We start from the raw sequence: 15,903 nt of genomic DNA, 5'->3' as shown, positions 1-15,903 counted from the left end.
TTTAGTATGATAGAGGTAGTAGATCCGCTTGTAAAAGCATAAAATAAAGAAAGTAGGGAATAGAATGTTTAAACGTGTACACTTGATCGTGATGGATTCAGTCGGAATTGGTGAAGCACCTGATGCGGCAGCTTTTGGTGATGTCGGTTCAGATACATTAGGCCATATTGCAAAAGAAGCAGGCTTAACGATCCCTCACTTGGAACAATTAGGCCTAGGTACGATTCGTCCTTTAGAAGGCGTAAAGGCGGTAGCTGACCATGATGGGTATGCAACCAAATTGGAAGAAGTTTCTGTTGGGAAAGATACGATGACGGGTCACTGGGAGATCATGGGCTTGAATATCCAAAAGCCTTTCCGCGTATTTCCAGATGGGTTTCCCGATGAATTATTGCAACAGATCGAAGAGTTCTCTGGACGCAAAATCGTCTGCAATGCGCCGTATTCTGGGACAGCAGTCATTGATGACTTTGGCGAACATCAAATGAAGACCGGGGATCTGATCGTTTACACTTCGGCTGACCCAGTGTTGCAGATCGCCGCTCATGAGGAAATCATTCCATTAGAAGAATTGTATCGTATTTGTCAGTACGTTCGGGATATCACGAAAGATGAGCCGTATATGATCGGCCGCATCATCGCGCGTCCTTATGTCGGTGAGCCTGGAAACTTTACTCGTACGAGCAATCGTCATGACTACGCACTCGATCCATTTGGCCATACAGTGTTAGATTCATTGAAAGAAGCTGGAAAAGACGTGATCGCCGTTGGGAAAATCAATGATATCTTCAACGGGCAAGGAATCACCGATTCTGTACGGACGAAGAGCAATATGGACGGTGTGGATCAATTACTGAAAGTGATGAAACAAGACTTTACGGGTCTAAGCTTTACGAACTTGGTTGACTTCGATGCGCTTTATGGTCACCGTCGCGATGTCGTAGGGTATGCCCACGCCATTGAAGATTTTGATTTGCGTATTCCAGAACTCTTAGAAGCAATGGGAGATGAGGATCTGTTATTGATCACAGCTGACCACGGCAATGACCCAACCTTTACGGGAACGGATCACACGAGAGAATATGTGCCATTATTAGCCTACAGCAAGAAATTCCAAGGCCAAGGAAAATTGCCACAAGGCTACTATGCGGATATTTCCGCAACGATCGCTGAAAACTTTGGTGTTTCAGCTACAGAAAACGGAACTAGCTTTTTAAAACATTTAAACTAGAGGTGATGAAATGACAACGTTACATGAGAAATTACAAGAAACAACGGCATTTATCAAAGGAAGCGGCGTCGGTGAAGTGGAATTTGGCTTGATTTTAGGTTCTGGCTTAGGGGAATTAGCCGATGAGATCGAAAACCCAATCGTGTTGCCTTACAACGATATCCCGCATTTTCCTGTTTCGACAGTGGTCGGTCATGCCGGACAATTGGTCTATGGAACATTAGCTGGGAAAAAAGTCTTAGCGATGCAAGGGCGATTCCATTATTATGAAGGCCATTCGATGCAGACGGTCACTTACCCCGTCCGTGTGATGGCGGCATTGAAAGCTCATTCTTTAGTCGTGACCAATGCCTGTGGCGGTGTGAACGAAAGCTTCCAGCCTGGAGACTTGATGTTGATCACCGATCAAATCAACTTTATGGGGGACAACCCACTGATTGGTGAAAACGAAGAAGAAATGGGTCCACGTTTCCCAGATATGAGCCAAGCCTACCATTTGCCTTATCGGGAAGCGGCACAAAAAGTTGGCGCATCAAAAGGATTGCACTTAAAAGAAGGCGTCTATATGGGCTTCTCAGGTCCTACGTATGAAACGCCAGCAGAGATCCGCTTTGCTCGGACGATCGGTGCCGATGCTGTCGGTATGTCGACTGTCCCAGAAGTGATCGTTGCTGTTCACAGCGGCTTGAAAGTCTTAGGTGTTTCTTGTATCACAAACTTGGCTGCTGGTATGCAAGCGAGCTTGAATCACGAAGAAGTCGTGGAAACGACGGAACGGGTCAAGGCAGAATTTAAAGCGTTGATCAAAGAAACGTTAGCAGTACTATAAAAAGCAGACCAAAGGAGAAAAACGAATGAGCGTTCATATCGAAGCAAAAGCAGGCGAGATCGCAGACAAAATCTTGTTACCAGGTGATCCACTGCGGGCAAAATATATTGCTGAAACATTTTTAGAAGACCCGATCTGTTACAACAATGTTCGGGGGATGCTGGGCTATACAGGCGTTTATAAGGGCGAGCGGGTCTCTGTCCAAGGAACCGGCATGGGCATGCCTTCAGCGAGCATCTATGCCCATGAATTGATCAACTCTTACGGCGTGAAGAAATTGATTCGGGTCGGTACGTGTGGTGCCATCTCAAAAGATGTCCACGTGCGTGATCTTGTGATTGCCCAAGCGGCAGCAACAAGTTCATCGATGGTGGCAAAAAACTTCCAAAGTTTCCATTTCCCACCAATCGCTGACTTTGCACTGTTGCGTAAAGCCTATGATACAGCGATCGAATCAGGATTTACGACCCACGTCGGCAACATCTTATCTGAAGATACCTTCTACAAAGATGACATGACGGAAACGTTGCAGTTGGCAGACCTTGGAGTGATGGGTGTTGAGATGGAAGCCGCAGCCTTATACTATTTAGGGGCGAAATTCCACGTTCAAACCTTAGCGATCTGTACCGTCAGCGACCACATCATCACTGGAGAAGAAACAACGCCAGAAGAAAGACAAACGACATTTAACGACATGATCAAAGTTGGCTTAGAAACAGCGATCGCGTAAAAAAGATACCACAGGATCGGTGCATGAACGATGCGAAGGCTGCTTGCTTTGGATAGAGCAAGCAGCCAAATCGTATTGGTTTGCATGCAACCGAGAATGTGTTATCTTTTTTTGTTGGCAAAAAGCCACGAAGAAGCGTTGCACTTTTGCCAGAAAATGGTTTAATGAAAAGAAAAGGTGTGAAAAGGAGACGAGACAATGAATAATTTTACGTTTCATGTAACGACGGACATTCGTTTTGGGAAAGACCGTCTGAACGAGCTGCCAGAAGTACTGAATACATTTGGAAAAAACGTCTTGCTAGTCTATGGTGGCGGCAGTATCAAGAAAAACGGTTTGTACGATGCAGTCATGGCGCAATTGACTGCCAACGGCAATCAAGTCACTGAATTGACTGGTGTCGATCCAAATCCACGAATCGAAACCGTTCATCAAGGAGCCGCTCTTTGTCGTTCAGAAAAGATCGACGTCATTTTAGCTGTTGGCGGCGGTTCTGTCATTGATTGCAGCAAAGTGATCGCCGGGGCGGCTTGCAGTGAGCAAGAGCCTTGGGACTTAGTGCTTTCCCGCAGCTATCAAGGACCAGCGATTCCATTAGTAACGATCTTGACCCTTGCGGCTACCGGCAGTGAAATGAATCGCGGCGCAGTGATCTCTAATCTAGAAACGAAACAAAAACTTGGCGTTCACGGACCCGAATTTTTACCGAAAGTATCCTTTTTAGATCCAACAACGACTTTTAGTGTCAGTCGCTATCAAACGGCTGCCGGTTCAGCGGATATCATGAGCCATCTGATTGAAAATTATTTCAGTAAAACAGAAGGAACAGATGTCCAAGACGGTGTAGCAGAAGGATTGCTAAAAGCAGTCATTAAAAATCTGCCCATCGCATTAAATGACCCCGCGGACTATGATGCACGGGCGAATTTGATGTGGGCGAGCACCTTAGCCTTGAATGGTTTGACTGGAAGCGGCAAAGGTGGAGCATGGTCTTGTCATGCGATGGAGCATGAGTTGAGTGCGTTTTATGACATTACTCATGGCATCGGCTTAGCGATCCTGACCCCACGCTGGATGCTTCATGTATTGAATGAAGAAACGGCGCCGAAATTTGCGCGTTTTGCCAGAGAAGTCTTTGGTGTCCAAGAAGCAGTGCCAGAATTAGCTGCCCGAATGGGGATTCAAAAACTCTATGACTTTTTTGCTTCTTGCGATATTCCGATGACTTTGCCAGAAGTAGGGATCGCCGATGACACCCATTTTGCTGAAATGGCGGCTCAAGCAGTTCAATTCAGCTCGATTGCAACAAATGCCTATGTACCGCTGCAAGAAGAAGACGTGATTGCAATCTACCAAGATTCCTTGACTCCTTCAACCTATCTCTAATCATAAAAAAAGACCGTTCCTGCGACTTGGTTGTCGCGGAGCGGTCTGTTTATTTACCCTTCAGAAGAAAAAGCCAAACGGGTCATTAGCTGATCTGCAATCAAGGCGTGTCCAGCAGGAGTGGGGTGCACACCGTCATCGCCTGTCAGAGCCTGTGGGGAGCTAGCAACGGCTGCTTCGGCAAACAAGCCATCCAGCGGCAGCAGCTGACAATGAAAGGCGGCAGCTAAGCGACGAACGATTTGGATTTTCGGATCAAGATCGATGCGCCAGGTTTGGCGATCTTCAGGATATGGCAAAACAAAAGGTTCCAGTAAGAAAATCCGTGCGATCCCCTGTTGGGTCACTTGTTCCAGAATTTGACGGTAGGTTGCCTCAAAGGATGTTGCGGCCTCTTCTGAACCAAAATCGGGACCACCGGCATTGTGCCACGTGTCGTTGATCCCAATCATAAAGACCAAAACGTCAGGCGCTAATTGGAGGCAATCTTCTTGGAGACGGGCTAAGACATCGGCAGCTTTGTTGCCACCAATCCCGCGGTTATAAAAGGTAAATCCTGCAGTGGGGAATGTTTCTGCCAGCTGATCGGCAACGAGACGGGCAAACCCATGTCCTAAATCGTGGGGATCTTGGCGATCACAATCGCAATCTGTGATGCTGTCACCTAAAAATAAAACGGTATCATTTTTGACTAGTTTCATAATAAGCTCCTTTCGAGTACGCCCTCAATTATAAGAGAGGGGGGAGGAAATGCCAATAAAAAAACTGCCCTTTTTTTAAAAAGGGCAGCGATAAGCGAGGCTTATAAGTAGTATTTTTTCGCAACAGTCAAATCATCGTTCAATTCATAAACAAGTGGTTGACCAGTTGGGATCTCAAGATCCATGATATCTTCGTCAGAAATACCTTCGATATGTTTTGCTAATGCGCGTAGAGAGTTTCCGTGAGCCGCAACTAAGACAGTTTTGTCGTCTTTTAATGCTGGGGCGATTTCATCTTGCCAGAAAGGCAATGCACGTTCCAAAGTAACTTTTAAGTTTTCGCCACCAGGTACGTCGCGAGGGTCAAGCATTGCATAACGACGGTCGTTTGCAGCAGAACCTTCATCTGAAGCTTCCATCAATGGAGGTAAAACATCGTAAGAACGACGCCAGATGTGTACTTGTTCGTCACCGTATTTTTCAGCAGTTTCTTTTTTATTTAAACCTTGTAATTTACCGTAATGACGTTCGTTTAAGCGCCATGATTTGATCGTTGGTACCCAAAGTTGATCAGAATATTCTAAAATGTAATTACAAGTTTTGATGGCACGAGTTAAAACAGATGTGTAAGCAACGTCAAATTCGATGCCTGCTTCTTTGATTTTACGTCCGCCTTCGATTGCTTCTTCGACACCTTCTGGCGCTAGATCAACATCAGCCCAACCGGTAAACTGGTTTAATTTGTTCCATTCGCTTAGTCCATGACGAGAAAATACTAATTTTGGCATGTAAAACTCTCCTTTAGATATTCGATATTTTTCTGAAATTTTCAATTCCGTATTTATTGTACACTCTTTCTCAAAGAATTTCCATGGTTTTGGAGGAAAAGCTGGGGAAAACGCCATTCTTAAGGAAAAACAAATGAGGATCTTTAAAAAACGGACCGCTTTTGTTTTATGCTGTTCTAGGAGAGTCGACAACTATGAACGTAACTTGCGCCATTCTTCTTCGGATAATTTTATGTATTTGTAGCAGGTACCTACAGAAACACCGCATTTCTCAGAAATATATTGAATCGTTTCTTTTTTCTCGTAGTACAAATGACGGATTTTTTTGATCGTCTTCGGATCGATCTTCGGACGACCGCCAATTTTGCCTTTTTTGCGGGCTTTGTTTAAGCCGACTAGCGTGCGCTCTTTGATCAATGAGCGTTCCATGATCGCAAGTCCTTCCATCAAATTGAAGTATACTTCACCCATCGGTTCACGCGTGTCGATGTTTTCTGCTAACGAAACCAAATGTAGTTCTCGCTGCTTTAATAGATCAGTAAGCTCGGTCAGCTGTCTGGTCGTTTTTCCTAAACGATGCAGTTCCGTAACAACTAAAGTGTCGCCGGGCTGCATCTGGGCCACCACTGACTCCAATGAATGATTTTCTTCACTTTCTTCCAAGCTATAGGTTTCGTGGAAATAGTCATTACAACCGAATTCCTTAAGTTTGTTTATTTGTTCACTTGTGGAGTTATCGGTAATCGTTGAGCGAGCATAACCTATGATTTTCATAAAACCCTCCTACCTTTCCCTTTTTATTGAATGTATCATAATTACTTCTTAAATGATAGGGTAATTTGCACAAAAAAGCATAAAAACAAGTATGGTTGAAGATAAATAACAAAAAAAGAAGAAGCGATAAGGCTTCTTCTTTTTTGTTATTCTTAGCGGACCTGCTTTGTACTTGGTCCTGTAGGTAGACCAATGATGATGGTGTGAACCATATCCAAAAACAAACCGTGTTCCACCACGCCGACCGTAGCATCTAATTCTTGTGCCAATTCGTTAGGTGCTGTGATGGTTTCTAGATGGAGATCGATGATGTAATTGCCACAATCTGTTTTTAATGGTTCGCCTTCTTCATTTAAACGTAGTTTTGGACGATAGTTTTTCTTATCGAAAAGACGTAGCAGTTGTTGACTACCATAAGGAATCACTTCCACTGGAAGGGGAAAGGCACCAAGTGTCTCGACCATTTTCGATTCATCGACGATCCACAAGACTTTCTTGGAGTTAGACGCCACGATTTTTTCAAACAAAAGAGCCGCACCGCCCCCTTTGATCCCATGGTAATCCTGGCTGATCTCATCTGCACCGTCGATTGTAAGATCCACAGCATCCACTTCATCAATGGTGCGAATCGGGATGCCTAGCCCTTCTGCTTGTCTTTTCGATGCCCAAGAAGTGGGGACACCAGTGATCGATAGACCCTCTTCTTTTACGCGTCGTCCCAGTTCTTCGATCATATAGTAGGCTGTTGAGCCAGTGCCCAAACCAACCACCATGCCATCTTTTACATAACCAGCCGCCTCAATGCCGACCATTTCTTTTAGGTTCATTTTCTTCCCGCCTTTTTTAATAGATGCTTTGTTTCTATTATATAGGAAGAAGTGTAAAAATTGCGGATTTTTTCGTAACAGATTTCTTTTGAAAAAAGCTCGGGAGGATACTTGACAGGTAAGAATAAGCATGATATTCTATCAAAGGTGCTTTATCTACAGGTCTCTCGTTGGAGACGTGCTGACTGTCTATCAAAGCATAGTTGATATGAATGCAGAGGATGCATTATTTTTTATCGCAAAAAAAGAACCACCTGGATGTGTGGGACTATAAAGCGAATCAAGGAAGGAGGACAACTAGGGATGCCTACAATTAATCAATTAGTACGTAAACCTCGTAAATCCAAGGTTGAAAAATCAAATTCACCAGCATTGAACAAAGGATATAACAGTTTCAAGAAAGCTCAAACGAATGTTAACTCACCTCAAAAGCGTGGGGTAGCTACTCGTGTGGGAACTATGACACCGAAAAAACCGAACTCAGCTCTACGTAAATATGCGCGTGTTCGTTTGTCAAACTTGATTGAAGTGACAGCTTATATTCCAGGTATCGGACACAACTTACAAGAACACAGCGTGGTCTTGTTACGTGGTGGACGTGTAAAAGACTTACCAGGGGTACGTTACCATATCGTTCGTGGTGCATTGGATACTGCCGGTGTTAACGATCGTAAACAATCTCGTTCTAAATATGGTACAAAACGTCCTAAAGCTTAATCTTTAAGACAAACAGATCAAATGAATCTTATTTAAATCAGAACTGATATCTCGGAAGGAGGAGTTACGGATGCCTCGTAAAGGTCCTGTTGCAAAACGTGATGTTTTACCAGATCCTATTTATAACTCAAAATTAGTAACTCGTTTGATCAACCGTGTAATGGTTGATGGTAAACGCGGTGTTGCTGCAAATATTATCTACAATGCTTTTGGCATTATCAAAGAATCTACAGGAAATGATCCATTGGAAGTTTTCGAACAAGCAATGAAAAACATTATGCCTGTATTGGAAGTTAAAGCTCGCCGTGTCGGTGGTTCTAACTACCAAGTACCAGTAGAAGTACGTCCTGAACGTCGTACAACTCTAGGTCTTCGTTGGGTGGTAAACTACGCTCGTTTGCGTGGCGAACACACAATGGAAGAACGTCTTGCAAAAGAAATCATGGATGCAGCAAACAACACTGGTGCTTCTGTGAAAAAACGCGAAGACACACACAAAATGGCGGAAGCCAACCGCGCATTTGCTCACTATCGTTGGTAAGATCCTCACTGCTTTTTATTGGAAGGTACTGAGACAACCTTAGCTTAAGTTAAGTAAGAATGAGAGGGGAACAACCTAGAATGGCAAGAGAATTTTCGCTAGAAAAAACTCGTAATATCGGGATCATGGCCCACGTTGACGCTGGTAAAACAACGACAACTGAACGTATCCTTTATTACACAGGTAAAATCCATAAAATTGGAGAAACACATGAAGGTGCTTCTCAAATGGACTGGATGGAACAAGAACAAGAACGTGGGATCACAATCACTTCTGCTGCGACAACTGCGCAATGGAAAGAAAACCGCGTAAATATCATCGATACACCAGGACACGTGGACTTCACGATCGAAGTGCAACGTTCATTGCGTGTACTTGATGGTGCTGTAACTGTATTGGACTCACAATCAGGTGTAGAACCTCAAACAGAAACAGTTTGGCGTCAAGCGACAGACTACCGCGTACCACGTATCGTATTCTGTAACAAAATGGACAAAATTGGTGCAGACTTCTTATACTCTGTATCAACTTTACATGATCGTTTACAAGCAAATGCTCACCCAATCCAATTACCAATTGGTGCGGAAGATGACTTTACTGGTATTATCGACTTAGTAAAAATGAAAGCTGAAATCTACACAAATGACTTAGGAACTGAAATCCAAGAGACTGAAATTCCTGAAGAATACGTAGAATTAGCTGAAGAATGGCGCGAAAAATTAATCGAAGCTGTTGCGGATACTGACGAAGAACTAATGATGAAATTCTTGGACGGTGAAGAAATCACTGAAGAAGAATTGAAAGCTGGTATTCGTCAAGCAACATTGACTGTTGACTTTTTCCCTGTTCTTTGCGGATCTGCCTTTAAAAACAAAGGGGTTCAATTGATGTTGGATGCAGTCATCGACTACTTGCCTTCACCACTTGATGTTCCTGCGATCAAAGGGGTAAATCCTAAAACAGACGAAGAAACTGATCGTCCGGCTGACGATGAAGCACCATTTGCTTCATTAGCATTTAAAGTAATGACTGACCCATTCGTAGGTCGTTTGACATTCTTCCGTGTGTATTCAGGTATCTTGAACTCTGGATCATACGTATTGAATGCTTCAAAAGGCAAACGCGAACGTATCGGTCGTATCCTACAAATGCACGCCAACACTCGTGCTGAAATCCAAACAGTATACTCAGGCGATATCGCCGCTGCTGTTGGTTTGAAAGACACAACAACTGGGGACACGCTTTGTGATGAAAAAGCACCAGTAATCCTTGAATCAATCGAATTCCCAGAACCAGTTATCGAAGTCGCTGTTGAGCCTAAATCAAAAGCTGACCAAGATAAAATGGGGGTTGCTTTACAAAAACTTGCTGAAGAAGATCCATCATTCCGTGTGGAAACAAACGCTGAAACAGGCGAAACTGTTATCGCTGGTATGGGAGAACTTCACTTGGACGTCTTAGTTGACCGTATGCGTCGCGAATTTAAAGTTGAAGCAAACGTAGGTGCGCCTCAAGTTTCTTATCGTGAAACATTCCGTGCAGCAACACAAGCGGAAGGTAAATTTGTACGTCAGTCTGGTGGTAAAGGTCAATACGGTCACGTATGGGTCGAATTTACACCAAACGAAGAAGGTAAAGGCTTCGAATTCGAAAACGCGATTGTCGGTGGTGTGGTTCCTCGTGAATACATCCCAGCAGTTGAAAAAGGACTTGAAGACTCAATGGCGAACGGTGTCTTAGCCGGTTACCCATTAGTAGACATCAAAGCAAAACTTTATGATGGTTCATACCATGATGTCGATTCAAGTGAAACTGCCTTCCGTGTTGCAGCTTCTATGGCTTTACGTGCTGCAGCGAAGAAAGCAAACCCAGTAATTCTTGAACCAATGATGAAAGTAGTTATCACTGTACCAGAAGATTACTTAGGTGATGTTATGGGTCACGTAACTGCTCGTCGTGGACGCGTAGAAGGAATGGAAGCACACGGTAACTCACAAATCGTGAACGCAATCGTGCCATTAGCTGAAATGTTCGGTTACGCAACAACACTTCGTTCATCAACACAAGGTCGCGGTACGTTCATGATGACATTTGATCACTATGAAGATGTACCTAAATCTGTTCAAGAAGAAATCATCAAGAAAAACGGCGGCAAAGCTGAATAATTGATGGAAGTATAGGAAATTAAGTAAAAAGCTATATTTTTTTCTGAGTTTCGTGTACAATATTATCGATGATAAGGGATGGGGAGCTGCGGCTCCCTACCTATCAAATATAAAAAATAAACTGCATTTTTAGGAGGAACATTTTAAAATGGCAAAAGAAAAATTTGACCGTTCTAAACCCCACGTAAACATTGGTACGATCGGACACGTTGACCATGGTAAAACTACACTTACAGCTGCTATCACAACTGTATTATCTAAAAAAGGTTTGGCTCAAGCTTCAGCTTACGACCAAATCGATGGCGCTCCAGAAGAACGCGAACGCGGAATCACTATCTCAACTGCTCACGTTGAGTACGAAACTGAAGCACGTCACTATGCTCACGTTGACTGCCCAGGACACGCGGACTACGTTAAAAACATGATCACTGGTGCTGCTCAAATGGACGGCGCGATCTTAGTAGTATCTGCTGCTGATGGTCCTATGCCTCAAACACGTGAACACATCTTGTTATCACGTAACGTTGGTGTACCATACATCGTTGTTTTCTTAAACAAAATGGATATGGTTGATGACGAAGAATTACTAGAATTAGTTGAAATGGAAGTTCGTGACTTATTGTCAGAATATGACTTCCCAGGCGACGATGTTCCTGTAATCGCTGGTTCTGCTTTGAAAGCTCTTGAAGGCGATGCTTCATACGAAGAAAAAATCATGGAATTAATGGCTGCAGTTGACGAATACGTTCCAACTCCAGAACGTGACACTGACAAACCATTCATGATGCCAGTCGAAGACGTATTCTCAATCACTGGACGTGGTACTGTTGCTACAGGCCGTGTTGAACGTGGACAAGTTCGCGTTGGTGACGAAGTTGAAATCGTTGGTATTGCTGAAGAAACTGCTAAAACAACTGTAACTGGTGTTGAAATGTTCCGTAAATTGTTAGACTATGCTGAAGCAGGGGATAACATTGGTGCATTGCTACGTGGTGTTGCTCGTGAAGACATCCAACGTGGACAAGTATTGGCTAAAGCTGGTACAATCACACCTCATACAAAATTTAAAGCTGAAGTTTACGTTTTAACAAAAGAAGAAGGTGGACGTCATACACCATTCTTCACTAACTACCGTCCTCAGTTCTACTTCCGTACAACTGACGTAACTGGTGTTGTTGAATTACCAGAAGGAACTGAAATGGTTATGCCTGGTGATAACGTAACAATCGACGTTGAATTGATCCACCCAATCGCTATCGAAGACGGAACTCGTTTCTCAATTCGTGAAGGCGGACGTACTGTTGGTTCAGGCGTTGTAACTTCAATCCAAGCTTAATTTGATTGATCGAAGAGCAAAAGCGTACGCGCTTTTGCTCTTTTTTTTTCGACTCTTGTAGAAAAAAAGCCGCTCTCTCTAGCGTTGATGAATCCGTTACGGTTCATCGAAGCTAAAGAGAGCGGTGCTTTTTATTTTATTAGTTTTTGCTTCTTCAAGAAGGCGTCAAATCCTTGGTCAGGGCGATTGCTGTAAAACCCAGCAAATTTTTCTGACCATGGTTTGGTCTCACGGGCTTCTCCAAAAGCAGTCATCGTTTGATCGTAGGCTTCGATCGCATCATAAGAATAGTCCTGGTAGTGGTTGTAATGAATGACCGCTTCTTCTGGCAAGCGAGGTTTGACCTTCATTTCTACGATTGGTTTACCGATGCTCAAGCCAGCCACAGGATAGACGTATTCCGGTAAGTGCAGCAATTCAGCGATTTTGGCGCTGTCTTTGCGGACACTGCCAGAAATGACGGTGCCTAAGCCCAGTGATTCAGCAGCGATCGCACCAGATTGCAAAGCGATGCTGGCATCAGTGGTGGCGATCAATAATGGCTGATAGCCCTCATCGATTGGATAGGGGGTCTGTTTTTTGTCAGCAACTTTTTTGGTTCGGTTTAAATCTGCGAGAAACAGCAGAAAGAGCGAACTTGCTGCGATATGAGGATTGCCAGGATTCCATTCGACCATTTGCTGGCGGATCTGCGGGTCGTCGATCACTAAGATCGAATAGGCTTGCCCGTTCATCCAGCTAGGTGCTTGACGAGCCGCAGTCAAAATCGCGGTTACTTGCTCTTGGCTCAAGCGATAGTCAGGGTCAAATTGTCGGTAAGTGCGGTGGTTGTGCAAAAGCTCAATGGTTTCGTTCATAGGTTTGCTCCTTTAACTGTTGGGTGATTTTTGTGAATTGTTCTTGAAATCGTGGTAAATCATCTTTGGCTAAGCGGGTATAGTTCAAACGCAAGCCATTCGTATCGTCACTGAAAAGAAAAGCAGGTGCTACTAAGCAATCGTTCGCCAAAAAGAGCGACCAATCTTTGCGGGTCAATGTGCGATGACGCCAAGTCAACCACAGGTAAAGACCGCCTTTCGTCGGCTGCCATTGCCAATCCTCCTGAAATGCCAGCAAGAGTTGATGTAGGTCTTGCTGGCGCTGGGCCATTTCTGCAAGCAGTGTCCGCTGCTGCTGGTGGTAATCAGAGGAGCGTAAGGCGATGTTGGCAAGGACTTGCGGGAAGATCGTGGTATCGATCGCCATCCGTTTTTTCGCTTGGGCAAATTGGTCGGCTAACGCTTCTGGCACCAAAAGCCAACCAATTTTGATTGATGACCCAAGTAATTTTGAAAGCGAGCCTAAATAAATGACAGTTTCGGGAGCCATGGATTTTAGCTTGGACGGCACTTCATCAAAAGCCAACTCACTAAAAACATCATCCTCAATGATCGGTACTTGGTAGGTCTGGCAAAGGCGGATGATCGCTTGACGCCGATGCTCACTCATAGTATGCCCCGTTGGGTTTTGGAAGGTGGGGTTAAGATAGACGAATTTGATCTTCTTTTCCTTCAGCACTTTCTCCAACGCGGCGGGTCGCATCCCTTCGCTATCTTGTTTGATCCCAATCAACTGGACATTCATCGTGGAAAACAAGGGGAGAGAGAACAAGAAAGAAGGGTCCTCTGTCGCGATACAGTCCCCCGCTTGCAGCAGCACTTGCATTAGTAACGTAATTCCTTGCGTCGAACCGGCAGTAATTACTAGTTTTTGACCGCTAGTGGGCAAATTGAAGGAATCCGCAAGGTGCTGCAATAAAATTTCTTGCAGAGGCTCGTAACCAGTTGGCAAAATTTTGGTGCTTTCTTTGCGAATCTCTTCCCAGGTAAAGGCAGGAAACGTGAAGTCGGGGATCAGATCGGCAGGTAGATCACCTGTATACAGATCCAGCACATCTTTTTCAGCACGTAAATGTTGGATTTGTTGAAGGTAAGGGTCTTGCTGCAAGTAAGGGCTGCTTAAAGACGAGCGTAAATAAGAAAGTGGGGTTTGGCGGTTCCCCCAGCGGCCTTCTAATACTCGAGAACCACTGCCTTGTTTTCGTTCGATCCATCCTAAGCTCTTCAATTCATCTAACGCTTTGACGACGGTGGAACGATTGACGTCAAAAGTCTGGGCCAAGCTGCGCTCTGGTGGTAAACGATCCCCAGGCCCATAGGTTCCTGCTTGGATCTCTTCAATAAAATGGGTCACGATCTGCTGGTAAATCGGTTGTTTCTTTTGTTTGTCAATACTTGATGAAGCCATCCTGCACCACCTTTTTCAATTGGATGGTTTAAAAATAAGCCAAATGGCTCTTTTCGTCAAGGGGAAGATTGACTATACTTAGCAAAAAGCACAAGGAGATGAAGAAGATGGAAAAAGTCATATCAATTGCCGGGTCCGATTCAACCGGTGGTGCCGGTATCGAAGCAGATTTAAAAACGTTTCAGGAGTATGGTGTCTTTGGTTTTGCTACGATCGCTTCGATCGTCACGATGGATCCACAAGCGGGTTGGAGCCATGAAGTAACAGCAATGGAACCAGCGCTTGTCGAAAAACAATTGATCTCCGCCTTTGCAGGTGATCCGATGGATGCCCTTAAAACGGGGATGTTAGGCAATGAAGACAATATTGTCCAAGCTGCGCAGATGATCCAACAGCAGCAAGTCAAAAATGTGGTGATCGATCCTGTCATTGCTTGCAAAGGGACTGCAGAAATCTTACAGCCAAAAAGCGTCGATGCCATCATCACGCATTTGTTGCCTTTAGCAGATGTTGTCACCCCTAATTTAGTAGAAGCGGGGATTCTTTCGGGTTTGGGGGACTTGACGAGTGTGGAAGCCATGAAGCAAGCTGCTGAAAAAATCCATCAATTAGGTGCTAAATACGTCGTGATCAAAGGCGGTCATCGATTGCCAGGAGCAAAAGCCATCGACCTTGTTTATGATGGAGAATCCTTCCTCCTGTTGGAAAGTGACAAAATCGCTACCGATTTTAATCATGGGGCAGGCTGCACCTTTTCAGCGGCAATCGCTGCCGGTCTTGCAAAAGGCAAACCCGTCGAGGAAAGTGTTCGCTTAGCGAAAGCCTTTGTCACAGCGGCGATCAAAGAAGGAGTGGTCATCAATCCTTATGTGGGCCATGTGTGGCATGGTGCCTATACCCACGCCCAAAGCCGTATGAATGAGGAAGCGCCGCAATAGCAGGTTTTCTTCTATATAAATAGGAAATGAAGAAGCGGTCAACGCTTCTTTTTTTGTGTTACGAAACCAAAAGAAAATTTTCTGAAAGAAATGCAAAAGAATCCCGGTTTTTCCATAAAAAAAGCTTGCAATCAATGTTTATCCGTAATATAATCATAAAGGTGCTGTTTACGTAAATACGTAAGTCACACTGGCAGCAAAGAAATTTTCTGCCGGCTACGAAACGAGAGGTTGCGACACGCCCGGACGCTTTGCCATGGACGAGCGTGACGGAAAATTTTCGTGGAGCTATGTCTACTTTTCAAAATAGGCGAAGGAGGGAAAACAATGGCAAAACAAAAAATTCGTATCCGTTTAAAAGCGTATGAACATCGTATTTTAGATCAATCAGCGGATAAAATCGTAGAAACTGCAAAGAGAACTGGAGCTGGCGTATCTGGTCCAATTCCATTACCAACTGAACGCAGCTTGTACACGATCATCCGTGCGACGCACAAATACAAAGATTCACGCGAACAATTCGAAATGCGTACACACAAACGTCTAATCGACATTGTGAATCCAACACCAAAAACTGTTGATGCTTTAATGAAGCTAGACTTGCCAAGCGGTGTTAATATCGAAATCAAACTATAATAATTAAGATGGAGGTGT

General features: G+C 44.2%; 16 protein-coding genes. 10 read left to right on the top strand and 6 right to left on the bottom strand.

The genetic code is table 11. The features are described 5' to 3' along the window. The first annotated feature begins 64 nt into the window (after positions 1 to 64). The 4 genes from deoB to IAE45_RS09210 all read left to right on the top strand — a co-directional run bounded on the left by deoB (position 65) and on the right by IAE45_RS09210 (position 4,176). On the top strand, positions 65 to 1,231 hold the full coding sequence (gene deoB, locus IAE45_RS09225; protein WP_142437146.1) for a phosphopentomutase: 1,167 nt from the start codon (positions 65 to 67) through the stop codon (positions 1,229 to 1,231). Positions 1,232 to 1,241: 10 nt separating this feature from the next. Next, positions 1,242 to 2,060, top strand: a complete 819-nt coding sequence (locus IAE45_RS09220) for a purine-nucleoside phosphorylase (protein WP_008376402.1) — start codon at positions 1,242 to 1,244, stop codon at positions 2,058 to 2,060. 25 nt (positions 2,061 to 2,085) lie between these two features. After that, positions 2,086 to 2,790, top strand: a complete 705-nt coding sequence (gene deoD / locus IAE45_RS09215) for a purine-nucleoside phosphorylase (RefSeq protein ID WP_005226852.1) — start codon at positions 2,086 to 2,088, stop codon at positions 2,788 to 2,790. Between the two features lie 198 nt (positions 2,791 to 2,988). Then, a complete protein-coding gene (locus IAE45_RS09210) occupies positions 2,989 to 4,176 on the top strand; it encodes an iron-containing alcohol dehydrogenase (RefSeq protein ID WP_200125788.1) in 1,188 nt (395 codons plus the stop codon). 53 nt (positions 4,177 to 4,229) lie between these two features. On the opposite strand, the gene IAE45_RS09205 is transcribed toward IAE45_RS09210, so the two are convergent. The 4 genes from IAE45_RS09205 to rpiA all read right to left on the bottom strand — a co-directional run bounded on the left by IAE45_RS09205 (position 4,230) and on the right by rpiA (position 7,266). Next, positions 4,230 to 4,877 carry an SGNH/GDSL hydrolase family protein gene (locus IAE45_RS09205; RefSeq protein WP_200125790.1) on the bottom strand — a complete coding sequence of 216 codons (648 nt, stop codon included), beginning with the start codon at positions 4,875 to 4,877 and terminating at the stop codon, positions 4,230 to 4,232. A 101-nt stretch (positions 4,878 to 4,978) separates the two neighbouring features. Next, positions 4,979 to 5,665 carry a 2,3-diphosphoglycerate-dependent phosphoglycerate mutase gene (gene gpmA / locus IAE45_RS09200; protein WP_005226871.1) on the bottom strand — a complete coding sequence of 229 codons (687 nt, stop codon included), beginning with the start codon at positions 5,663 to 5,665 and terminating at the stop codon, positions 4,979 to 4,981. Between the two features lie 192 nt (positions 5,666 to 5,857). Continuing rightward, the gene (locus tag IAE45_RS09195) at positions 5,858 to 6,439 is read right to left on the bottom strand and encodes a recombinase family protein (RefSeq protein ID WP_077453912.1); all 582 of its coding nucleotides are present in this window, start codon (positions 6,437 to 6,439) and stop codon (positions 5,858 to 5,860) included. Positions 6,440 to 6,591: 152 nt separating this feature from the next. After that, complete coding sequence (gene rpiA / locus IAE45_RS09190) at positions 6,592 to 7,266, bottom strand: ribose-5-phosphate isomerase RpiA (protein ID WP_142424732.1); 675 nt, start codon at positions 7,264 to 7,266, stop codon at positions 6,592 to 6,594. Between the two features lie 303 nt (positions 7,267 to 7,569). Here rpiA and rpsL point away from each other — a divergent pair, with 303 nt between their 5' ends. The 4 genes from rpsL to tuf all read left to right on the top strand — a co-directional run bounded on the left by rpsL (position 7,570) and on the right by tuf (position 12,025). Next, positions 7,570 to 7,983: a 30S ribosomal protein S12 gene (gene rpsL / locus IAE45_RS09185; protein WP_003127956.1), complete on the top strand. Its 414-nt coding sequence runs from the start codon at positions 7,570 to 7,572 to the stop codon at positions 7,981 to 7,983. 70 nt (positions 7,984 to 8,053) lie between these two features. Then, positions 8,054 to 8,524: a 30S ribosomal protein S7 gene (rpsG, locus tag IAE45_RS09180; RefSeq protein WP_003127957.1), complete on the top strand. Its 471-nt coding sequence runs from the start codon at positions 8,054 to 8,056 to the stop codon at positions 8,522 to 8,524. Between the two features lie 80 nt (positions 8,525 to 8,604). After that, a complete protein-coding gene (fusA, locus tag IAE45_RS09175; RefSeq protein WP_077453910.1) occupies positions 8,605 to 10,689 on the top strand; it encodes an elongation factor G in 2,085 nt (694 codons plus the stop codon). A gap of 148 nt (positions 10,690 to 10,837) precedes the next feature. After that, on the top strand, positions 10,838 to 12,025 hold the full coding sequence (tuf, locus tag IAE45_RS09170) for an elongation factor Tu (RefSeq protein ID WP_005226902.1): 1,188 nt from the start codon (positions 10,838 to 10,840) through the stop codon (positions 12,023 to 12,025). Positions 12,026 to 12,156: 131 nt separating this feature from the next. On the opposite strand, the gene IAE45_RS09165 is transcribed toward tuf, so the two are convergent. Further along, on the bottom strand, positions 12,157 to 12,882 hold the full coding sequence (locus tag IAE45_RS09165; protein ID WP_081118829.1) for a nitroreductase family protein: 726 nt from the start codon (positions 12,880 to 12,882) through the stop codon (positions 12,157 to 12,159). Continuing rightward, positions 12,866 to 14,311 (bottom strand): aminotransferase-like domain-containing protein, encoded by a 1,446-nt coding sequence (locus IAE45_RS09160; protein WP_142962352.1) that lies wholly within the window; start codon positions 14,309 to 14,311, stop codon positions 12,866 to 12,868. The genes IAE45_RS09165 and IAE45_RS09160 overlap by 17 nt, the downstream gene beginning before the upstream one ends. Before the next feature lie 107 nt (positions 14,312 to 14,418). On the opposite strand from IAE45_RS09160, the gene thiD reads away from it, so the two are divergent. Beyond that, on the top strand, positions 14,419 to 15,249 hold the full coding sequence (gene thiD / locus IAE45_RS09155; RefSeq protein ID WP_200125792.1) for a bifunctional hydroxymethylpyrimidine kinase/phosphomethylpyrimidine kinase: 831 nt from the start codon (positions 14,419 to 14,421) through the stop codon (positions 15,247 to 15,249). A gap of 327 nt (positions 15,250 to 15,576) precedes the next feature. Further along, positions 15,577 to 15,885, top strand: coding sequence for a 30S ribosomal protein S10 (gene rpsJ, locus IAE45_RS09150; protein WP_003127966.1), 309 nt, complete (start codon positions 15,577 to 15,579; stop codon positions 15,883 to 15,885). The last annotated feature ends 18 nt before the right edge of the window (positions 15,886 to 15,903 follow it).

The sequence above is a fragment of the Enterococcus sp. S53 genome, from assembly GCF_016516865.1.
GTDB lineage: Bacteria > Bacillota > Bacilli > Lactobacillales > Enterococcaceae > Enterococcus_D > Enterococcus_D innesii.
The sequence above is the reverse complement of the archived record's forward strand: the minus strand, read 5'-3'. Positions and strand labels throughout refer to the sequence as shown.